Annotated in this window: 13 protein-coding genes; 4 read left to right on the forward strand and 9 right to left on the reverse strand. The window is 49.1% G+C overall.

The window, feature by feature from the left end:
- The 9 genes from OXH16_18910 to OXH16_18950 form a co-directional block, all read right to left on the reverse strand.
- A partial coding sequence (locus tag OXH16_18910; GenBank protein ID MCY3683474.1) for a fibronectin type III domain-containing protein occupies positions 1-3,735 on the reverse strand: 3,735 nt, incomplete at its 3' end.
- A gap of 355 nt (positions 3,736-4,090) precedes the next feature.
- Positions 4,091-7,300, reverse strand: a complete 3,210-nt coding sequence (locus OXH16_18915; GenBank protein MCY3683475.1) for a sigma 54-interacting transcriptional regulator — start codon at positions 7,298-7,300, stop codon at positions 4,091-4,093.
- 382 nt (positions 7,301-7,682) lie between these two features.
- Positions 7,683-10,898, reverse strand: a complete 3,216-nt coding sequence (locus OXH16_18920) for a sigma 54-interacting transcriptional regulator (protein MCY3683476.1) — start codon at positions 10,896-10,898, stop codon at positions 7,683-7,685.
- 67 nt (positions 10,899-10,965) lie between these two features.
- Positions 10,966-12,252, reverse strand: coding sequence for an aspartate aminotransferase family protein (locus OXH16_18925; protein ID MCY3683477.1), 1,287 nt, complete (start codon positions 12,250-12,252; stop codon positions 10,966-10,968).
- Positions 12,253-12,267: 15 nt separating this feature from the next.
- Positions 12,268-13,257 carry a glycosyltransferase family 2 protein gene (locus OXH16_18930; protein MCY3683478.1) on the reverse strand — a complete coding sequence of 330 codons (990 nt, stop codon included), beginning with the start codon at positions 13,255-13,257 and terminating at the stop codon, positions 12,268-12,270.
- Positions 13,258-13,259: 2 nt separating this feature from the next.
- Positions 13,260-14,933 (reverse strand): ATP-binding protein, encoded by a 1,674-nt coding sequence (locus tag OXH16_18935; GenBank protein ID MCY3683479.1) that lies wholly within the window; start codon positions 14,931-14,933, stop codon positions 13,260-13,262.
- A gap of 37 nt (positions 14,934-14,970) precedes the next feature.
- Positions 14,971-15,567: a hypothetical protein gene (locus OXH16_18940; protein MCY3683480.1), complete on the reverse strand. Its 597-nt coding sequence runs from the start codon at positions 15,565-15,567 to the stop codon at positions 14,971-14,973.
- An 11-nt stretch (positions 15,568-15,578) separates the two neighbouring features.
- Entirely contained in the window at positions 15,579-16,799 is a 1,221-nt protein-coding gene (locus tag OXH16_18945) for a DNA double-strand break repair nuclease NurA (GenBank protein ID MCY3683481.1), read from the reverse strand.
- A 20-nt stretch (positions 16,800-16,819) separates the two neighbouring features.
- Entirely contained in the window at positions 16,820-17,377 is a 558-nt protein-coding gene (locus tag OXH16_18950; GenBank protein MCY3683482.1) for a hypothetical protein, read from the reverse strand.
- A 256-nt stretch (positions 17,378-17,633) separates the two neighbouring features.
- On the opposite strand from OXH16_18950, the gene OXH16_18955 reads away from it, so the two are divergent.
- The 4 genes from OXH16_18955 to OXH16_18970 all read left to right on the forward strand — a co-directional run.
- Complete coding sequence (locus tag OXH16_18955; GenBank protein ID MCY3683483.1) at positions 17,634-18,230, forward strand: 7-carboxy-7-deazaguanine synthase QueE; 597 nt, start codon at positions 17,634-17,636, stop codon at positions 18,228-18,230.
- Positions 18,231-18,242: 12 nt separating this feature from the next.
- Positions 18,243-19,244: a Gfo/Idh/MocA family oxidoreductase gene (locus OXH16_18960; GenBank protein ID MCY3683484.1), complete on the forward strand. Its 1,002-nt coding sequence runs from the start codon at positions 18,243-18,245 to the stop codon at positions 19,242-19,244.
- A gap of 221 nt (positions 19,245-19,465) precedes the next feature.
- Positions 19,466-21,400 carry a threonine--tRNA ligase gene (gene thrS, locus OXH16_18965; protein MCY3683485.1) on the forward strand — a complete coding sequence of 645 codons (1,935 nt, stop codon included), beginning with the start codon at positions 19,466-19,468 and terminating at the stop codon, positions 21,398-21,400.
- A 74-nt stretch (positions 21,401-21,474) separates the two neighbouring features.
- Positions 21,475-21,659, forward strand: a 185-nt coding sequence (locus tag OXH16_18970; GenBank protein MCY3683486.1) for a hypothetical protein, incomplete at its 3' end; no start/stop codon positions are given.

Consider the following 21,659-nt stretch of genomic DNA (forward strand, 5'->3'; position numbering starts at 1 on the left):
CAACGCGCGCGCACCTGTACCGCCTGTTGCTGTGACATACACGATGTATTCATTGTTACTTGCATCATTAGCCGGATCACTAACTGCCACATCTTTAGGATCTTCATAGTTAGGGGATACCTTGAACGTCAACACACCGGTAGATGCACCAATAGAGAACAGTTCCCCATCAGCACCAGAGGCTATCCCATAACTTTCAATGTCATCACCTTCATCTGCATCAGTCGCACTGACTGTGACAAGGGCACCTGTGCTATTCTCTGCCACGCTGATCGGCGAGATAGTAGCAATCACTGGGGTCACATTCGCACTTGTTGTCCCACTCACTGAAGAAGACCAGTCACTCGTGCCTTCATCACTTTCTGCTCTAACCTGTACATCGTAGCTCGTATTCGAACTCAAGCTCGCTATCGTGTATTCAAGTGCCCCATTACCACTGGTCCAGGCATCTTCCTTCAAGGTCCAGTTGGCATCATCTGTCTCATCCTCACTTGTCAGAATATGACGCACATCATACGCACTAATCTCAGGACCCGTGTTCGTAGGCGCTTCCCATTCCACGGTCAGACTGTTAAAGGTCGGGGGTGCCACTGTCGGGGCATCAGGCACACCAGGGGCCTCATCCACATCACTCACTGTCACAGTCAGTGTATCTCTTACCATCAACTCACGCGCATCTGTCCCACTCTTCACCTCCACCACCACGATGTATTCATTATTCTCTCCTGCATTGTTGTTCGCCGAATTGGATATATCCTCAAACGCTACATCGGTAGGTGCCTCATAGTTGGGAGCCACCTTGAAACTCAACACACCCGTCTGATCATTGAGATCAAACTGTGCTCCATCACCAACTTCAACGATACCATACTCTATGATGCTATCATTCTCATCTGCATCTGTTGCACTGACTGTGACAACATCACCTGTGCTGTTCTCACTAAATGTAACCGCAGAGACACTCGTGAAGACAGGGGCGACATTAGCTTCTGTTGTCCCTGCTACAGTATCTGACCATCCACTTGTTCCTTCATCATTCTTTGCTCGCACCTGCACATCATAGCTTGTGTTCTGCACCAAACTGCCAATCGTGTATTTAAGATAGCCGCCATTAACACTCGTCCATACATCTTCGGTCACCACCCAGTTGTCATCTGCCTTATCCGTTGCACTACTGAGGATGTGGCGCACATCATACGCACTAATCTCAGGACCTGTGTTCGTCGGCGCTGTCCAACTCACCGTCAAGTTGTTAAACGTTGAAGCAGAGACTGTCGGTGTATCAGGCACTCCAGGAGCTTCGTTCACATCCCCTACAGTCACCGTAAGCGTATCCCCTGCTGTCAACGCACGATCACCTGTCCCACTCGTCGCCTCAACAATCACAATGTATTCATTATTCTCTGCTGCATTGGATGGATCAGCTACCGCTACATCCTTAGGATCCTCATAGTTTGGAGCCGCCTTGAACGTCAATACACCACTTTGTTCAGTAAGCGCAAACTGCTCTCCATCTGCTGCATCAACAATCTCATACCCTGTAATACTATCATCGGCATCGGCATCACTCGCAGTGACTGTGACCAGTGCCCCCGTGCTGTTCTCTGCCACACTGATTGGAGAAATAGTGGCGATGACTGGCGCCACATTCGCTCTTGTTGTCCCACTCACCGAAGAAGACCAGTCACCGGTGCCTTCATCACTTTCTGCTCGCACTTGAATATCATAGCTTGTGTTCTGCTCCAGACTGCCAATCGTATATTCAAGGTCATCACCATTATTACTCGTCCACACTTCCTCAACCACTGTCCAGTTGTCATCTGCCCTATCTGATGCATTGGTCAGAATGTAGCGGATATCATACGCGCTTATATCAGGACCTGTGTTATCAGGCGCACTCCATTGCACCTTTAAGCTATTCACTGTTGCCTCTGCCACTGTTGGTGCATCAGGCACTCCAGGGGCTTCGTTCACATCCTCCACAGTCACCGTAAGCGTATCTCTACCTGTCAACTCACGACCACCTGTCCCACTCGTCACCTCCACCACCACGATGTATTCATTATTCCCTCCTGCATTGTTGTTCGTCGAATTGGATATATCCTCAAACGCTACATCGGTAGGATCCTCATAGTTTGGAGCCACCTTGAAACTCAACACACCTGCAGCTTGAACAATCTCAAACTGTGATCCATCTGCACCTTCAACAATGTGATACCCTGTGATGTTGTCATCTGCATTGGCATCTGTCGCTGTGACCGTGACAACGTCCGCTGTGCTGTTCTCATTGAATGTAACCGCAGACACACTTGTGAACACGGGTGGTGTATTATGGCCGGTAGTAGCTCGAATCGCTGGAGACCAATTACTTTTTCCGCCCTCAAAGACGGTTCTAACTTGAAACTCATAAGTCGTCGATCTCCCCAGGCCGACGACTGTATAAGACATATCAGATCTGGTAAAATTGACGGGTATAATGGTATTATAGTCCTCATCAACCTTTCTATATTGGATCTCATAGCCAATAATAACATAATCATTCGCAGGTGGTGCTCTCCAGGTGATCTCAACAAAAACAGTCCCAATTGGTTTCACTCTTGCGAAGATAGGTTTATCCGGCGTGAGTGGATGTATAATATTTATAGTAACTTCAGCAGTAGCAACACCACCATTACTGTCATCTACAACGACGGTGAACGTGTAAACCTCTTTATTGAACACCGCACCTGCTTTCGTCTTAATATGACCGAACCAATTAACCGTAAAATTGGAAGCATCATCACCCATTAAAGAATAATTCAACTTGTCATCATTGGGATCATAGGCTCTTACAGGCGGATCAATTTCCAGTATGATAGACGGGTCTAAAGTAGATGGGTCTAAAGTAAGAGAGAGAACAACAGAATTTTTGGGAAACACCGGTGGCATATCCATATCTGTCACCGGCTCAACAGAGATATGAAAATAGGACATATAATACTGTTCGCCATCAACCACATCTATTTCTATCTTGAAAACGCCCATCTTCTCCGGGGTTCCTACGACCGTCATCATGGTCTTACCCGTCGTAGAATCATAGTGAAAGTCATCCATACGTATGCCGCGTGGAAAATTTGCAATACCCATCTGATCATAATGTGGCGTGCCACCAGATACAGTAACAAGGACATCTGGCATGGCAGTACCAAATGCAAATTTTAGAGTATCGGAGAGTGTTAAAATTCTACCAGACTCTTTTATGGCTATTTCTATGTGAACAGAAGACTCACCGTCAACTGCACCAGTTTGTTGATTTTTTACTAACTCTTGCCCTGATACGATATTTTTATCTCCCAAAACCTTCACAGGATGCGCTGAGATAGCGGTCGGCGTATGATTCACCACTTTGCCATAGTTTTGCGCGAAAATTAGAAAATCGGCAAAATCAACTGTCTCATTGCCATTGATGTCGTATTTTGCATTGTATTTTTCATCTTCATCCTGTGTCCCAAAGTGGTTGACAAACGCCCGAAAGTCATGTGAATCGACAATCCCATTTCTATCAAAATCTAAAGAAGATACGATCGCAGTTTGCAATTCTACATTTAGTATTTCACTGTCAACCTGTCCATTCCTGTCAGGTTCAGCACGCACCAACCGAATCAAAAAAAGAGGCCATGAGAAAATCAACAGAGTGATGAGTATGAGTGCAAAAATCAAGGCAGGTACTGAACACCTGTTAAGCAGCTTTGACATATTACACCTCCTAAAGATATACATCATCCTATCTGAAGTGATGCAATATGTGTGCCAACATGTCTTTTTCTAAATCATTTTATACATAAAGTATTATTTTTATTTGAGATAAAAATTTAAAAACAAAAAAGAGCCAGACCGATTTTTATGCCATTAGACGATATATAGTCCAATGATATAATCAGACTGACTCGTAATTTTAGGTAATTTTACTTATTATCAAAGCTTTAAGACAAATGGATTAAATATAGTCCCTGGACTATATTTAGTCTTTATTATAGACATTTTTTACCTGTTTAGACCGATTTCATGTCTTTTAAGACGGCATAGCATCCAAAAATAATCAAACTAATCCTTACAAACCAGGACGTTCAATACCCAACTTTTTCATTTTGCTGTACAGAGTAGAAGGCGGTAATCCCAGCAGAATCGCCGCACCCTTTGCTCCTTTTACCCGCCAGTTGGTGTCTTGAAGCACTTCAATGAGGTATCGGCGTTCAAATTCCTCCAAAGGCACGACTTTGGGATCTTGAGAAACTGGCGACGCATTATCTTCATTGTCAGGAGCTATATGAGAACCATATAGTCCGAGATCTCGCACTTCAATTTGAGAACCGCGGCACACGATAACCGCTCGTTGTATGATATGCTCCAGTTCCCGCACATTTCCCGGCCAATAGTAGGTTTGCAATCCCTCTATAACATCTGGCGTCAAGGCACCGACTTGCTTTCCCAGATGTGTAGCTATGCGAGTCTTGAAAAATTCGGCCAGACGCGGTATATCCTCCTTGCGCTCGCGCAGGGGGGGGAGAATAATTGGAAAAACCTGGAAACGATAATAGAGATCCTCTCGGAAAGTACCTGCACTGACCATCTCCTGCAGGTCGCGATTGGTCGCTGCCACAATCCGAGCCTGCACCCTCAGTATCTCGTTACCCCCAACGCGCTCAAAAGTACGCTCTTCCAGCAAACGCAACATCCTGGTCTGCGTTTTCGGAGCCATATCACCAATCTCATCCAAAAAGAGTGTGCCGCCCTTAGCCAGTTCCACCTTGCCCAGCTTGCGAGACACTGCGCTGGTAAACGCCCCCTTCTCATGACCAAAAAGTTCACTATCGATCAGCGTTTCAGGCAATGCACCGCAGTTGACCTGGATAAAAGGACCATCGCTATGGGGACTCAGCGCGTGTAACACCCGTGCAGCCAATCCCTTACCCACACCTGTCTCACCCAGAATCAGCATAGTTATATCAGTGGATGCCACCTCCATGAGTTTGATTTGAAACTGGTGCATAGCTTTGCTCTGCCCGATAAACTCTTTGCCAACACCATCTGTGCTGTTGAGCGCGGAGGTCAGCGCGCTGATGCGCGGATCCATCTCTACTACAAGTTGCACCTGCGTCATCTCTGAGTAATTGAGGTCGCGATCTACAGCCCTGACCTGAAAGGTGTAGTCTCCCGGTGGCAGGTCCCGGTAATAGACCCGCATCTCTCGGATCGCTGGCTGCCAGTCGTGGTCATAGCCCTTCAAACGATAGACATAGAGCAAGTCGCGGGGATGAGTGGAAAAACTCAGGCCTTTATACTCGAAAATCACACTCTGCTCTGTCGTAGATAGGACTCTTTCCTCTAAGTTCTCATAGACCTTATCCGCGACGACCTGGAGCAGGCGAACCGTGGGGGGCGTCTGTCGTGGGCGGTAGCGTATTATGGCCTCCCCGGCAGTGCCGAACCAGAAATTCCCGTCGTGATCTTCAAGTATTTGAAGAACCGATCCTATATGCGGTGACTTGATGGTCTGAAAAAGCTGACCATCGTAGTGAGCTACACCCCCGTCCATGCTGAGCCAGAGATGTCCTCGCGAATCCTCAAATAAGCAATGGATGCGGTTGCACGGCAAGCCATCTTCGGTGGTAAAGTTGCGAAAAACAACACCATCAAAGCAACTGAGACCTCTTTGAGTGGCAATCCACAAATTGCCGTGTCGGTCTTCTAATAAGTCGGTAATCTGGTTATCTAACAACCCATCTGCAACAGTATAAAAAGAAATACCGTCTTCTATGTGCCACCGCCCGATACCCTTGCCACTGCCGAAGGGATTGTAGGTGCTCACACTAAACCAGAATTCACGGTCGCGCCTGGCGACCAGAGCACTAATGTAGTTGAATTGCTCTTCTTTCTTCTCAAAAACGGTTTGGCACTGCCCATCCCGGTAGTAAACGATCTGCAGTGGTCTGGCAAACATCTCTTCTGTTTTTTTTCTAAGACCATTTTCCCACTGTCCAAAAATAAGTTGTCCATCCCGGCCCTCGGCGATTGCGCTGACACCCACTTCACCAGTACCTACGGCAATGTCCATTTTTTGAAAGGCCTGCCCATCGTAGCGGAACAGACCGTTATCCCCTCCAAACCACAGGTGTCCATCGAGGTCCTCGTAGATGGCGGAACAACTATTGAGATCAAGACCTTGTTCTGCTCCAATAAATTCAAAGTGCTCGCCATCGAAGCGCGCCAGGCTTTTGGTTGCGGGGCCCAGAAAAGGCTCGGAAAATCCGATCCATATATCTCCCTGTCGATCCTGCAACATCCGTGATATTCTACTATCATCTTTGGGAAAATTCGTACCAAAATCGAAAATACTGATACTATACGCATCGTATAGTCCTAAACCGCCGCCCCATGTGGCGAACCAGAACTGATACTCGCGATCCTGAAATACGGCGTTGACAACGGGATGGGGCAGGCCATCGACAAGGGTAAACCTGCCGAATCCATCACCATTCCAGTAGAGGACCCCTGTCGAGGTACAGAACCACATCCGACCTTCGCGGTCACACTGAATTTTGCGTAACTCACCACCCAAATTCACCTCAACAGACTGAAAGGTGCCATCGGCATAGCACCACAGTCCATCTCTGCGCTGCGATCGACCAATCCACACCTTGCCAGTATGATCCTTGCCCACAGTATAGCTACTCTGGTCTGGTGGAAAACCCTCTTTCTCGTCGTATCGATAAAAGGATTCTCCATCGAAGCGGATGAGGTAGTCAAAACCAAACCACAGGTGGCCTTCCATATCCTGGGTGATGCCCCAACACTGATTGGTCCACTCAGGAGAAGGCGGCTGCTCATAGTGCTGTAGATAGAGCGGAATCAGGTCGTGGAAAGCTGTGCCCTCGTAATACCCCAGAGTACTGATACCACCAAACCATATACGGCCCTTATTATCTTCGTAGATGAATAACACGGATCGGTCTGCGATCCCATCGTCCTCCAAATGATGGAAATTTATCCCATCGTACCAGCAGACCCCATTCATTGTACCGAACCATAGCCGCTTCTGACTATCCAAATGGATGGCAAAAACTCGATCGCTACACAAACCTTCCTGCTCGGTAAACGTCTCGAACTTGTCCCCATCAAAGCGGCTAACACCACTATCCCAGGTAGCAATCCAGAGGCAACCCTCGCTGTCTTCTGCGATATGTTCGGTGCGCACCCCAGCCAGACCATTGGCAAGGGAATAAGTCCGCCAGGTGCCCTTTCTGTCGAGTGACTCAATCATGCCTAAGAAACCTCATGATACAGGTGAAAGAAAACTCTACCCCTCCCCAAAATATCATGCAACATCCCAACCAAAATATTTATCCAGGCCAGTGAATCATTAACCCTATTACTTTTGACGCTTTACCTCTCCAATGGTTCGGATTCCTAAAGACAATATCAGTTCTGTTTGAAAGGTGCAATATGCGTATCAACGTGAATATCTCGAGGCAATTGTAATCATAAAAGATTATTTTTACTCAAGATATGATTTTTTTTAAAATAAAAAACCAGACTGTACTCCATCTAATAATGGACAATAGACCGTCCATTATTAGTCAATCTGGCTTCTTTGATTCTGTTATATGTAGAGTTTTACAATAAAGGTCTCTATATCGCATTCATTAAGAACGTCTAATACCCAATTTTTTCATTCGGCTGTACAGGGTAGAAGGCGGCAATTCCAGCCGCGCCGCTGCGCCTTCCGTTCCTTTCACCTTCCAGTTGGTAGTCTGGAGCACTTCGAGGAGATAGAGACGTTCAAATTCCTCCAAAGGTACAATTTCGCGGTCTTGAGGATTTGATAAGGGAGTCCAAACCAGATCGAGAGCCGTGCTTTTAATTCGCGAACGATACGCCCCGAGATCTTCCAATGCAATTCGAGAATCCTGGCACACGGTTACAGCTCGCTGTATTGTATGCTCCAATTCCCGCACATTCCCTGGCCAATCGTAGGATTGCAACTCCCCTATAACCTCTGACGCCAAAGGAGCTATTTGCTTGCCTATATGCGCAGCCATCCGATCCTTGAAAAACTCGGCTAACTCTGGTATATCCTCCTTGCGCTCGCGCAGAGGTGGCAAATAGAGCGGAAAAACATAGATGCGATAATACAGGTCCTCGCGAAAAGCACCTGCGCTAACCATCTCCTCAAGATTGCGATTGGTTGATGCTACAATGCGCGTCTGCGCCTTCAGTATCTCACTGCCTCCAACGCGTTCAAACGTGCCCTCTTCCAGCAAGCGCAATAGCCTGGCCTGTGTTTCCAGACTCATATCGCCGATCTCATCTAAAAAGAGCGTACCGCCCCTGGCCAGTTCCACTTTGCCCAGCTTGCGAGAAACTGCGCTGGCAAAAGCCCCTTTCTCATGACCAAAAAGTTCACTATCGATCAGCGTTTCAGGCAGTGCACCGCAGTTGACCTGTATGAAAGGACCTTCGCTATGGGCACTTTGTCCGTGTAATACCCGTGCAGCCAACCCCTTGCCCACACCCGTCTCGCCCAGAATCAGCACAGTCAGATCAGTGGATGCCACCTCCATGAGTTTGGTCTGAAACTGTTGCAATGCCTCGCTCTGACCGATAAACTCGTTGCTCCCCTGGCTGTTGAGTGCCGCTGTCAGAGCTTCAATACGCAAGTCTGGTTCTATTGAGATTTGCACCTGTGCTATCTCTGAGTAATTGAGATCGCGATCTACAGCCCTGACCTGAAAGGTGTAATCACCCGGTGGCAAATCCCGGTAATGCGCCCTCATTTCTCGGGTCGCTGGCTGCCAGTCGGGGTCGTGTCCCTTTAAACGGTAAACATACAGCATATCGATGGAACGGGTAAAAAAACTCAGCCCCTTGTACTCAAAAATCACCTGCTGGTCTGTCGTAGATACGATGCCTTCTTCTATATTCTCCTGGGCCTTATCGGCAATCACCTGAAGCAGGCAAATCCGGGGCGGAGTTTTTTGTTGCCTATAGCGCACCAGAGAATTTTGGACTGTACCGAACCAAAAGGCGCCATCACGATCTTCGAGTATTCGAAGAACAGGTCCTATATGCGGTGAATTGATGGTCTGGAAAAGTTGACCATCGTAGTGAGCCACACCCCCGTCTGTGCCAATCCAGATGTGGCCTCGCTGATCTTCTAACAAGCAGCGGATGCGGTTGCTCGGCAAACCGTCTTCAGTGGTGAAGGTGTGGAAGGTGCTACCATCAAAGCGACTGAGACCGCTTTGGGTAGCAATCCATACGTTCCCATGCAGGTCTTCCAGCAGGTCCTCGACTTTGTCACCTATCAACCCATCTTCAATCCCATAAAATTTGAGCCCATCTTCGGAATGCCAGCGTGCAAAACCCTTATCTTTGTCGAAAAAATTTGGGTAATCAATAAAAAAATAAAACTCGCCATTACGCCCGGCAATCACCGTGCCGATGCGGCCGAAAGGATCTCTCTGTACATTAACCTCAAGAATAGTTTGTAGCTGATCGTCTCGCTGGTAAAAGAGTCTTAATGGGCTACCCCAAAAGTCTCTTTTTCTTGTTATTTTTTCTTTTCCCCAATCGCCAAAAAGAAATCTCCCTTGCGAATCCTGGGCAATTGCACTGATACCTCTTTCGCCTAAACCTGCAGTTGTTTGCATTTTTTTGAGCTTATCTCCATCATAGCGGAACAAGCCATTGCCACCTCCAAACCACAGGTCTCCGGCGGAGTCCGCGTAGATGGCGAAACAGTTGTTGATATCCAAACCATCCTCAGTACCTACGAATTCAAAGTGCTCGCCATCAAAGCGAAAAACGCTTTTCTCCACACGGTTGAGAAAGGGAGCTATATACCCGACCCATATATCTCCTCGCCTGTCTTGCACGATCTGTGAGATCTCAACCATATTGTTGTTTTCTAAAACTGCCGCATTGTGATCAAAAACACTGATACTATGTGCATCGTAAAGCCCGACGCCCCCCCAGGTAGCAAACCAGAACCGATGCTCGCGGTCCTGAAACACAGCTTTGACCGCGGGATGGGGCAAGCCATCGGCAACGGTAAACCTGCTAAACCCATCTCCATCCTGATAGAACACCCCATCTGAGGTGCAAAACCACATCCGCCCTTCCCGATCGCACTGAATTTTGCGCAGGCTGTCACCCAAATCTACCTCAACAGATTGGAAGGTGCCATCGGCATAGTAACAGAGTTTATCCTGGTATCTGCGATGACCGATCCAAACATGGCCGGTAGAGTCCTGCGCCACAGCATAGGCCGTGTTGCCTTTTGGAAAACCATCTTTCTTCTCATAGCGATGAAAGGATGTGCCGTCGAAACGGATGAGATAGTTAAATCCAAACCACATCTGACCTTGTGGATCCTGAGCAATACCCCGACACTGACTGGGCCAGAGAGGAGAAGGCGGCTCCTGATAATGCTGAAGGTAGAGCGGAATCAGGTCGTGAAACACAGTGCCGTCGTAATACCCCAGAGTCCTGTGACCGCCACACCATATACGCCCTTCACGGTCTTCGTAGATGAACTGCACAGCACGACCAGCAATCCCCTCGTCCTCCAAATGGTGGAAATCTGCTCCGTCATACCAGCAGACCCCATTTAGAGTACCAAACCACAATCGCTTCTGACTGTCCTCAAAAACAAAATAAACGCGGTCGCTAATCAGACCATCCTGTCGCGTAAAATTCTGAAATTCGTCCCCGTCGAAGCGACTAACACCGTTGTCCCAGGTGGCGAACCAGAGATTGCCTTTGCTATCCTCGGCAATGTGTTCAATGCGCATCCCGGCCAGGCCATTTGCCATAGAATAAGTTTGCCAGGTACCCGTGCGGTCGAGTGAATTAATCATAAAAAATAGACCTTGTAATATAGGGAGAAGAAAACCGGAAAAATCCAACTCTGTTTTATATCCATCGTCATATCTCCTTTGCCACGCGGCCAACTGCCTCAATCGTCGCATCAATCACATCATCTGTATGCGCTGTCGATAAAAACCACGCGCCCCGCTCCAGTGCGCGCACGCCTTTGTAGTGGAGTGCTTCTGTAAATTTGATGTACTGCTCGCGATCCCCCTGAAGCGAACTCCGATAATCGACAACCGGGGCATCAACGCCAAAACCCACGTGAAAAATCTGTGGGAAACCCGCAATCCGCGCTTGAATATCGGCCTCTTTTAGCGCGCGCGCAATACCTTCCATAAGCCGATTGCCCCGCGCATTGAGCGCGTCAAACGTCTCTTCTTTGCCCAACTCGGTCAGCGTAGCGATCACCGCGGCCATAGAAGCGGGTTGCGCATTATAAGTGCCGCCGTGCATCACACCCGCGACGAGCATATCCATCAAATCGCCTCGCCCTGCCAAACACGAAACCGGAAATCCATTGGCTATCGCCTTGCCAAACGTCGCCAGATCGGGCGTCACTCCAAAGTATTGCTGCGCGCCGCCAGGCGCCACGCGAAAACCCGTGATTACCTCGTCAAAAATGAGCACCGTTCCCGTCTCGGTACACACCTCTCGGACCCCCTCCAAATAGCCTTCAGTGGGAAAGATCGCGCTGGTATTGCACATCGCAGGCTCCATAATAACAGCCGCGACATCCCCGCGTTTTAAACGCGCACGCACAAGCTCCAGATTATTCCAGGGAAGCACCTCAGTGTGCTGGCCTACCAACAGGTCTTGTCCTGCACTGGCGGGAATAGGGATGGGCACATCAACCGGACCATACTGATCGGGCGAGGGCGCGACAGACCACAGAACACTGTCAAACCAGCCGTGATAATGCCCTTCAAATTTGATCACACAAAATCGTCCTGTAGCCGCGCGTGCCAGGCGCAAAGCCGCCTGCACCACTTCGCTACCCGTGCAGTTAAAGCGCACCCGATCCGCACATGGCACCATATCGCAAACCATCCTGGCTGCCTCTTGCTCTACTGCTGTTTGTCCGGCAAAAAGAATGCCCGACTCGAGCTGTTCCCGAACAGCAGACAGCACGGGTTCTGGATTGTGCCCCAAAATCATCGGTCCCATACCCAGATAATAATCGATCAAACAATTGCCATCCACATCGTAGAGATACGGGCCTTCGCCCCGTTCAAAAACCAGAGGTGTGGGAACCATCCCCAGTCGAAAATTGCTATTCACACCACCCGGCAAATAGCGCGCGGCTTCGTCGATCAAACGCCTGGATTTTTCAAAAGATTTCATGTAATCCCCGAATCTTTATAGCGATCCGCTTTTATTCTGTTCATCCTTCAATCCTTTAAATCCCGATCCGAGTTCCATAAATCGCACACGCGAGGAAACATCTTCGAGAAGGGCGCGGTTGGTGGCGATGAGATCGGCGACAATACCGGTGAGAAACATCTGAAATCCAGCGAGCAGAAGAATAGCGGCGAGGATAAGCGATTGAATGTGGAGTTCGCCTTCGTCGGTAAAAAAGAAAAAATAGAGAAATCGGAGACCAATTAACGTGCCAAAAGCGAAAACAACAGCACCAAAAATAGAAAATATGCGAAGTGCTTTGTAGCGCGCGTAAGTCCTTAGACTGATCATGCCCGACTTAAAAACAAATACACCCGGATTTTTGAAAAGGCGCGATTCGCGCGTTTTGGGATTCGTGCGAATGGGCACAGTTTCAACAGCGAGACGGTCCTGACCCGCTTGCACAACATGCTCGGCGGTGTGATCAAAATCCGTGAACATCGACAGATGCAGGACCGCGTCTCGTGAAAAGGCGCGAAAACCACTGGCGACATCGGGCACCTCAATATGGGCGAGGCGACTGATGATGCGACTACCCAAACCCTGTAACCATCGCTTAAAAAAAGAAAAGTAGCCGATACCACCTGTCTGCCGGTCTCCAATCACAATATGGGCGCGCTTTTCGAGAATGGGCTGAACGAGCGCGACAATATCGGGACCGTAGTACTGATTATCGCCATCGGTATTGACAATAATATCGGCACCGAGCTTGAGGCAAGTGTCAAAACCCGCTTTGAACGCGTGACCCAAACCGCGATTTTTGGGAAATCTGACAATATGATCCACACCGAGGTTGCGCGCGACCTCAGACGTGCGATCCGTAGAACCATCGTCAATGACCAGAATCTCGACTTTATCAATACCGGGAACTTCGCGCGGAATATCGTTAACCGTAGCGGGCAGGGTTTCTTCTTCGTTGAGGCAGGGGATCTGGACAATCAGTTTCATTTTTAATCGCCAAAAATAGCAGCCGATGCAGCTTCGGCCTTTTCCATTTTTTCTCTATCGGATAAATCGCCCATCGCTTTATAAAAAATTTCATCGTAATCGCGCGTTTTAATAACCACGGGCATAGGGACCGCATGACCAAAAACAAGAGCTTGCTGTTTGGAATCGAGACTGGCCAGAACACTTCGCAAACCACTGGCATTAGATACCCCTGTGAGCACCCCCTGGATGTCTTTTTCGTCATTGAGCAAAGCCGTGATTTTCGTGCCGAGTTGTGAAAGCACTTCTTCGTCAATACCCGAGGGCCGCTGATCAACCACGAGGAGCGAAACGTAATATTTACGCATTTCTCTGGCAATCGTACCAAAAATGGTTTGTCTTGCGGTCGCGGGATTGAGAAACTTGTGGGCCTCTTCAATGGTGATAACCAGGTGCCGCGGCTGATCTTCGGGATTTTGCGAGGCGTAAAATTTTTCGCTTTTTGTGACGTATTGTTCGTGAATGCGGCGAGAGAGAATATTCGCCACGAGCAAATACGCGAGCATGCCGGTCTGCCGACCAAACTCGAGCACAATGTGAATACCGCGATCAATATAATCCATCATCGTATCGACGGCATCGGCACCGTTGAGGCTATTGACCATAAAGGGAAAATTTTCAAGGCGTTTGAGTTTGCGATGCAGCGCGGAAAGCGAGCTTTTATTCGCGCCAATATCCTCGGCAAATTGCTCGACATCGGGGCCATCAATAGAAAGCAATTGGCGCAGCCAGCGGTCTTTGTACATCGCGTAAACGAGATAGGCAGATTCAGAAGCTGTGGGATTGAGTTGCAGTTCGTCTTGCAACGCGATAACATCTTCAACCGCAACTTGATCGTAAGTAATATACACTTCGTGATCGGGTTGAATACCGCGTTGCCGAGACGATTCGGGATCGAGGGAAAAAAGGGCGACCTGATTCCCAAAAAGCTGCTTGAGACCCTTGACAAAGCTATTTCCCTGCCCGCCCTCTTTCATAGCGCGAAAACCGTATTCGTTGTGCATATCAAAAATGAGATTGACGGCTTTCTTGTTTTTGATCAGACCGCACAATACCAGACGCGTGAGAAAGGACTTACCCGTGCCCGTTTTGCCAAAAATGCCATTGCTGCGTTCGACAAAGCGATTGAGATTGATGCACACCGGCGTATCCATATCCAATGGCGTACCCATGTTGAAAAACCGGTCGTCTTTTTCCTCGCTGCCAAAAACGCGCGATACATCCTCTTCTTCGGCTTCAACAACTTTGGAAAAATGACTGGGAATTGTTTTTACCGGACGCGGTTCATCGACTATTTCTTCGCCCTGCTCCAGCATAAGCATGGGGCGCAGTGCAACAGTGACGTAGGTGCTGGAGCCATTGAGAACGCTGTGCAACAATTGATCGCCCTCGCGCGGTGGATAAAGCAAAATTTCGGGATTGGTCGCATCCAGACTCAGGTCGGTGATCATGGAGAAAAACTGATTTTTATAGCCCTCAATAACCACAAATTTGCCAGCCTTGACGTCTTCTACGCTGCGATCGGGGTTGAGCTTCATCTCAACGCCCTCGGTCAAAGACCCTTGCGTGACAACGCCGATTTCGCCGCCATCCTGAATATTGGGCGAACCGTTTAGATTATTCCAGAGATCGTTCATAAAAGACAGCTTTCATCCGTTCTTGCACCCTTCAAACTTATTGCGAAATCCGCCGCATAATAGAACTCAGGCGGTCGTAGTCGTCGCGGATCAGGCGACACAGGTCTTTGCCAATGCCCACCAAATAGGGCATATCTAAAGCACGAGCTGCCCACGCATTTCGCACCGAGGCGATGATGAGATCATCGGCGGGCAGGCGGTTGCCACATAAAATGCTGCGGAGAAAATCCCCACTATTGGTCAGAGCTTTAATTTCGGATTCCGTACAGGGAAAAACAAAGCTGTGAATCCCGGGCGGTTGCGGAGGCAAGACCTGTTGCGGACCGCGATCGTCACCATAGCCAATAATAACGGCTTCAAATTCAGTCTTGAGAAGTTCAAAAATTTGCGGTTGCTCTTCGCGCAATTCTTGTTCCGTAAGCCCATAAGCTGTGGCGCGTCGGTTGGGTTCAATAGAGTGCGTACACACATTGAAAACCAGGCCATATACAGGCAATGCACCAAGCGTCTTGACAAAGGACCCAAATGGCGGTGCGCCATTGAGTTCTCGACTTTCAGAAGTAAATTGCGAAGTAGAGCTTTCTACAATTTCACCAATATATTCAGTGCTGATAGCGATAGAAGAAAGAGCCATAAAAAACCTCTCTACACAGCTGCAGCCATTTTTTTGAGTTGTTTGAGCGACTGTTCGGTTTTGATGTTATTTTTCACAAAAGCATCTTTCAAGAACTTAAAAAATATATCGCGGTCAGCCCCGCGCACAATAGCGCGTTCGTGGGATTCGGATAAGACGACTGGGTACCCGCGCCCCTTATCGATCTGATCGACAACCGTGGCGTGTACGAGATCGAGCAACTCGCGGTCTTTGGCAACCCATTCGGGAATTTCGACGCGCCCAATTTCCCAGCCCGTATGTACGTAAAAAAAGCAGATGCGGTGGGGACCGTAGTCCTCGAGAATTTTAGACGCGCTGCGATAAACGCCACTGCGCTCGCCGCGTTTGAGTCTGCGGGCATACAGCATATCGTCGGTAACGCCGGCAATGGGTTCACAGGGAATAGGTGCAGGCGGTTCGGAATCCCCATCAAGATCGATAAGATACTGCGCCTCGGCTGCTTTCCACGGACACTTGTCGCAGTTGGGAGGCTGTTCGGGACAGAGACCCACGCGCAGGGCATTGAGCACATCGGCACTGCCGGGATCTGAAATATACCCAGCAATGGGAACGCGGAGTTCGCGCAGACGCTCCAAACCGGCGAGCGTGGTCTGAAGCGTTTCGCGGCGGAAATCGTAGGGTTTGCCTTCCAGCATCCACAAAATCAGCGTTCCATCGGTCAGCCCAACACAGATTCGATCTTCTGCGTGCGCCTGGGCAGAAAGCGCGACGACCTTTTCGAGTTCCATCGCATTGCGCCGCACGCCAACGACTTCGCGGGTGATTGGACTGCGCTTGCCTGCCCATTCTTGATAGAGGTCGTCTTCATCGTAAAAAAGCGTTGGTTCGCTGTTTAACACCGGGCGTTCTCCCGTGCCGTAATGAATGACGACATAGCCAATATTAATCAGAAAACAATTGGCTACTTCGTGCCGATCGGGAAATATCTGAGACCCATCGGCGGCAATAACGGTGAGTTCTTTTGGGCGATCGGGTCTTGGACACGCCTCGGCAATCGGCCCGCCGAGTTGGGCAACCAGCCAGGAAGTGCGGCTGCGCGCAATTTTAATACCCAGGGTTTCCCAGGCATCTTCCCAGCGATCCATTTCGGAACACGCCAGATCAATACGGGCAAAAAAGTCGTCTTGCAGACTACTGGTATCAACCGCCATCTGGTCAATCTGGCGTTTGAGCAAACCGTAATCGAGCATAAGAGGCTCCAGGGAGCGAATTACACGATTGATTCATAAAAGAATTGCCGACCGCCGCCGGGCACACTGCCATCGCGCACGCGGCACACGAGACCCATTTTTTGAAGGGCATTGAGTCGATTGCAGGCGATATTGATATTTTTTCTCAACGCATGGGCAAACTCGGAAGACGTACCTTTTTTTTGAGACAGAACAACGTCAAGGGCTTCTCGGATGGGCGTTTTGAGCACACCGAGCACGTGAATATCGCCTTCGTCGCCTTTGAAAAGCGCGGCCAGATCGCGCAATTTGAGCACGGCCTCGAAGGTCTCGCGCACGGAATCATTGGCATTTTGGATAAAGGTAAAGCGATTGCCAAGCTCCCCGCTACCAATACGCATGAGAAGTTTGCAGAGCAACTCGTCTGCACAAGATATATCGATAAACGAAACATTGGCAAAGTCGAGAGGCGTAACTGCATCGTCATCGGCTGTTTGCATAAATGCCATAAGCTGATTGAGCAGGACTTCACCGCGGTCGCGCCCACTCAAAATACCCGTAGGCGTCTCAAATACGAAAGGGGGGGTTTGTTCAGGCATCTTCATCGTCCCTTAAAATTCGGTTGAAATTCTATTTGTGGGGATTGGGGGAACGATGGGGAAGAAAACTTAATTGAATTCAGTTAAGTTGCTGAGAAATTAGGCGTTCTGAAATGATATGTCAAGTATTTTCTTTTATTTGGTGCAATGCTTGCAAATACGACGCGTGTGAGATATATTTCTTTAAGAGCACACAAAAACACACGGAGCACCTCATAAAGGTTTGAATGTGAACCCCCCGGCATCCAAAGATCAAATGCCCGTTTGGCGCGGCGATGGCGCAATTTTGCAGGTCAATGAAATTTTCTATTCCATAGAAGGCGAAGGCCTGCGCGTGGGGCAGCCCACAACATTTGTCAGGCTTGCTCGGTGTAATTTGCGCTGCTTTTTTTGCGATACAGAATTTGATTCTTTTGAGGAAATGACCATTCCTCAAATTGTCCATGAGGTCAGACGCCATCCGGCAAAGTGGGTGTGTTTGACCGGAGGCGAACCGCTGGGGCAAAATATCACGCCACTGTGTCGAGAACTCGTCAGCGCGGGTTTTCGGTTGCACATCGAGACAAATGGAACGATTGGTCCAGATCCAGTTTTGTGCGATCTAATTGAGCACTGGACCGTATCGCCCAAACGGCAAAAAATTGCCGATGGTCTGACGCGTATCACCGAACTCAAATACGTGGTGGGCAAAGCATTTTGCGAAAATATCGTCGATGAAAATCGCGCAAAATATATTTATTTACAGCCCGAATCGAGCAAACCCCAATACATTCACAAGGCATTGGAAATTTTGTCGCGACACCCCAACTGGCGCTTGTCGTGTCGCATTCACAAAATGTTGCAATTACCTTAGGGAGGCAGGTACATGATTAAACTGGGTATGATTGGATGCGGCGGCATGGGGGGTGCCCACATGCGGCGGTTTCACACACTGAGCGATCGAGTCACACTTGCCGCTGCTGTCGATGTTGTGCCAGAACGTGCAGAAGCAGTCGCACAGCAATTTCCGGGAGCCTGTGTGGCGACAGATTATCGCGAGATTTTAGATTCAGTAGATGCCGTACTGCTCGCCCTACCCCACCATTTGCACTTTTCCGTAGGACAGGCGTGCCTCAATGCTGGCGTTCACGTCTTGCTCGAAAAACCCATGGCCAATTACGAAGTTGCCTGCAAAGAACTGATTGAGGCATCTGAAACCTCGGGCAAAGTGCTGATGATTGCGTATTGCATGCGCTTTCATCCAATTGTACAGCGTTTGAAAGCACTGCTGGATGAAGGCGCGTACGGCGATGTATTTCAAGTGTCGATCTGGACTGAGCAACTCACGCGTTATCCCCCCGATCACTGGGCCTCGAGCAAAGAGCGATTAGGCGGGGGGCAACTGTTTAGTCACGGCTGTCATTATATCGATTTGCTACTCTGGTTTTTGGGGCGACCCGTGCAGGGCATGCACATGGGCACAAATTTTGGCACGCCGTGGATGGAGCGAGAAGGCACGAGCAATGTGACGATGGAATTTGAAGGTGGCCGACTGGGATATCACTTTGGGACCTGGGGAGCGCGAGGCACCCGGTTGCGGTACTCAATCCACGCGCATTGCACAGAAGGTTTGCTCGATGCCAATCTCTCAGGTGGCAAACTCGTGCACATCATACGCGGTCAAGAAAAAAATTTGTTCGAAGCAGAGCCGGGCAAACACACGGAAAACGAGATGGCCCATTTCCTCGACTGCATCGAAACCGGGCAAACACCGCTGACAGATGGCAAAAGCAGCTTGCAGGGATTGCGCGTAATCTGGCGACTATATGAAGCCGAGCAAGCAGGAAATATTGCAGATTTGACGGGATTGGGTTTGGATGAAGCCTAATAAGTTGCGAAAATTCAATGAATTGAGGTTGTGATTCTATCTCTGTAATTGGGGAATTTCCGCTTGACACTCCGATACTCTTATTATAGATTTATCAGACTTTGGTAGGTTTCTATCTTTTAATCTCATTGCTGAGGGATGTTTGCGGGCGAAACTGCTCACCGAATAGTTCCACGATTTCACATTTCGCGCGCTGGCGATTTCCGAGCGCGATTTTTTTTATGGCAGAAAACCACTCCATAACCATTACGCTTCCCGACGGTTCGACCAGAGAAATTGAGCGCGGTACAACCGTGCTACAAGTAGCCGAATCCATTGGCTCAGGCCTTGCCCGCGCAGCTCTGGCCGGGCGGGTTGATGGTCGGGCTGTAGATTTGAGTTACCCGGTTGCTTCAGATGCTGCGGTTGAGATCTTAACTTTTTCAGATGACGGAGGCAAGGAGGTTTACTGGCATAGCACAGCGCATGTGATGGCACAAGCTGTACAGGATTTGTTCCCCACTGCCAAAGTAACCATCGGTCCGCCCATTGAAAACGGATTCTATTACGATTTTGATGTCGATCGGCCCTTTACACCCGATGAACTAAAAAAAATTGAAGCGCGAATGCTGGAAATTGCCAGAGAAGACCAGCCCTTTTCTCGCGAGGAAATCTCGCGCGATGAGGCTTCTGCGCGCTTTCGTGATTTGGGTGAGTCCTACAAACTCGAGCTTTTGGACGCCATTGCGTCCGATGAGACAGTGAGCATCTACAAAAATACCAGATGGTTTGATCTGTGCCGGGGGCCACACCTGCCATCAACAGGACGTATTAAAGCCATCAAGTTGTTAAACGCATCCGGGGCTTATTGGCGGGGCGATGAAAACAACAAAATGCTGCAACGCATCTACGGCATCTCGTTTCCCGGCAAAAAAGAATTGCAGGCATATCTCGACAAAATCGAAGAGGCAAAACGTCGAGATCACCGCACTTTGGGCGTACAATTAGACCTGTATTCGATAAATGACAATGTGGGGCCAGGCCTGGTACTCTGGCACCCTAAGGGAATGCGAATTCGGCACGAAATTGAATCATTCTGGCACAGCGCTCATTTCGACGGTGGATATGAACTGGTCGGCTCCCCTCATATTGGGCGATCCAGCCTGTGGAACACGAGTGGCCATCTGGATTTTTTTCGCGAAAATATGTACTCGTCAATGGATGTCGATGGACAGGAATATTTCGCAAAACCCATGAATTGTCCATTTCACAGCATGATTTACAAAAGCCGTCGTCGAAGTTATCGCGAGTTGCCTCTTCGCTGGGCAGAAATGGGAACGGTTTACCGGTATGAACCGGCGGGAGTACTGCACGGGCTTTTGCGGGTGCGCGGATTTACACAGGATGACGCGCATATCTTCTGCCGTCCAGACCAGGTCGAAAGTGAAATTAAACAGACCATAGATTTTACGCTGTTTATTCTGCGGTCATTTGGTCTCGAAGATTTTAAGATCGATATTTCCACACGACCCGAAAAAGCCGTAGGTGACCCTCGCGACTGGGATATGGCAACAAATGCCTTAAAAGCCGCGATAGATGCACAGGGCTTAAAATATGGCATTGACGAAGGCGGCGGTGCATTTTACGGACCCAAAATTGACGTGCAAATTAAAGATGCACTGGGGCGTGAATGGCAATGTTCGACAATTCAGTTTGACTTCAACCTGCCCGAGCGATTCGATCTGACTTTTGCCGGTCAAGATGGCAAGATGCACCGTCCCTATATGGTACATCGCGCGCTTTTGGGGTCAATGGAGCGATTCTTTGGCACACTCATTGAGCATTATGCCGGCAATTTCCCCGTGTGGTTGGCGCCTGTGCAGGCTGTTATACTACCTGTATCGGACCGTTTTACCGACTATGCACAGCATGTTGCCAAACTGCTTCGAGATGCTCAGGTGCGCGTTGAAGTGGATGATCAGGATGCCAAACTGGGCTACAAAATTCGAGAGGCAGAAGTTCAAAAAGTGCCCTATATGCTTATCGTTGGTGCGCGGGAAGTTGAGAATGGCACAGTGTCCGTTCGCCGTCATGGACAGGGGGATTTGGGTGCGCTGAGCCTGGAAAATTTAATCGCGCGTATTCGGCAAGAGGTCGAATCCAAACAATTATCATAATATCTAATCTGGAGGTGATCGCAATCAATAGAGGTTCAAGAAGTCGAGATACCAGACGAGAAATCGGGCCGCGCGTGAATCGGCAGATTCGCATTCCACAGGTTCGTTTAATCGGTGAATCAGGTGCTCAAGTGGGTATTGTAGAAACGAGCAAAGCCCTGACAATGGCTCAGGGGGCCGGGCTTGATCTGGTCTCGCTGCTCCACAACCAGGAGCGCCACGCCAGGGCGAAGCGGAGGACTTCCTTGATTTGGTCGAG

The organism is Gemmatimonadota bacterium (assembly GCA_026705765.1).
Lineage (GTDB): Bacteria > Latescibacterota > UBA2968 > UBA2968 > UBA2968 > VXRD01.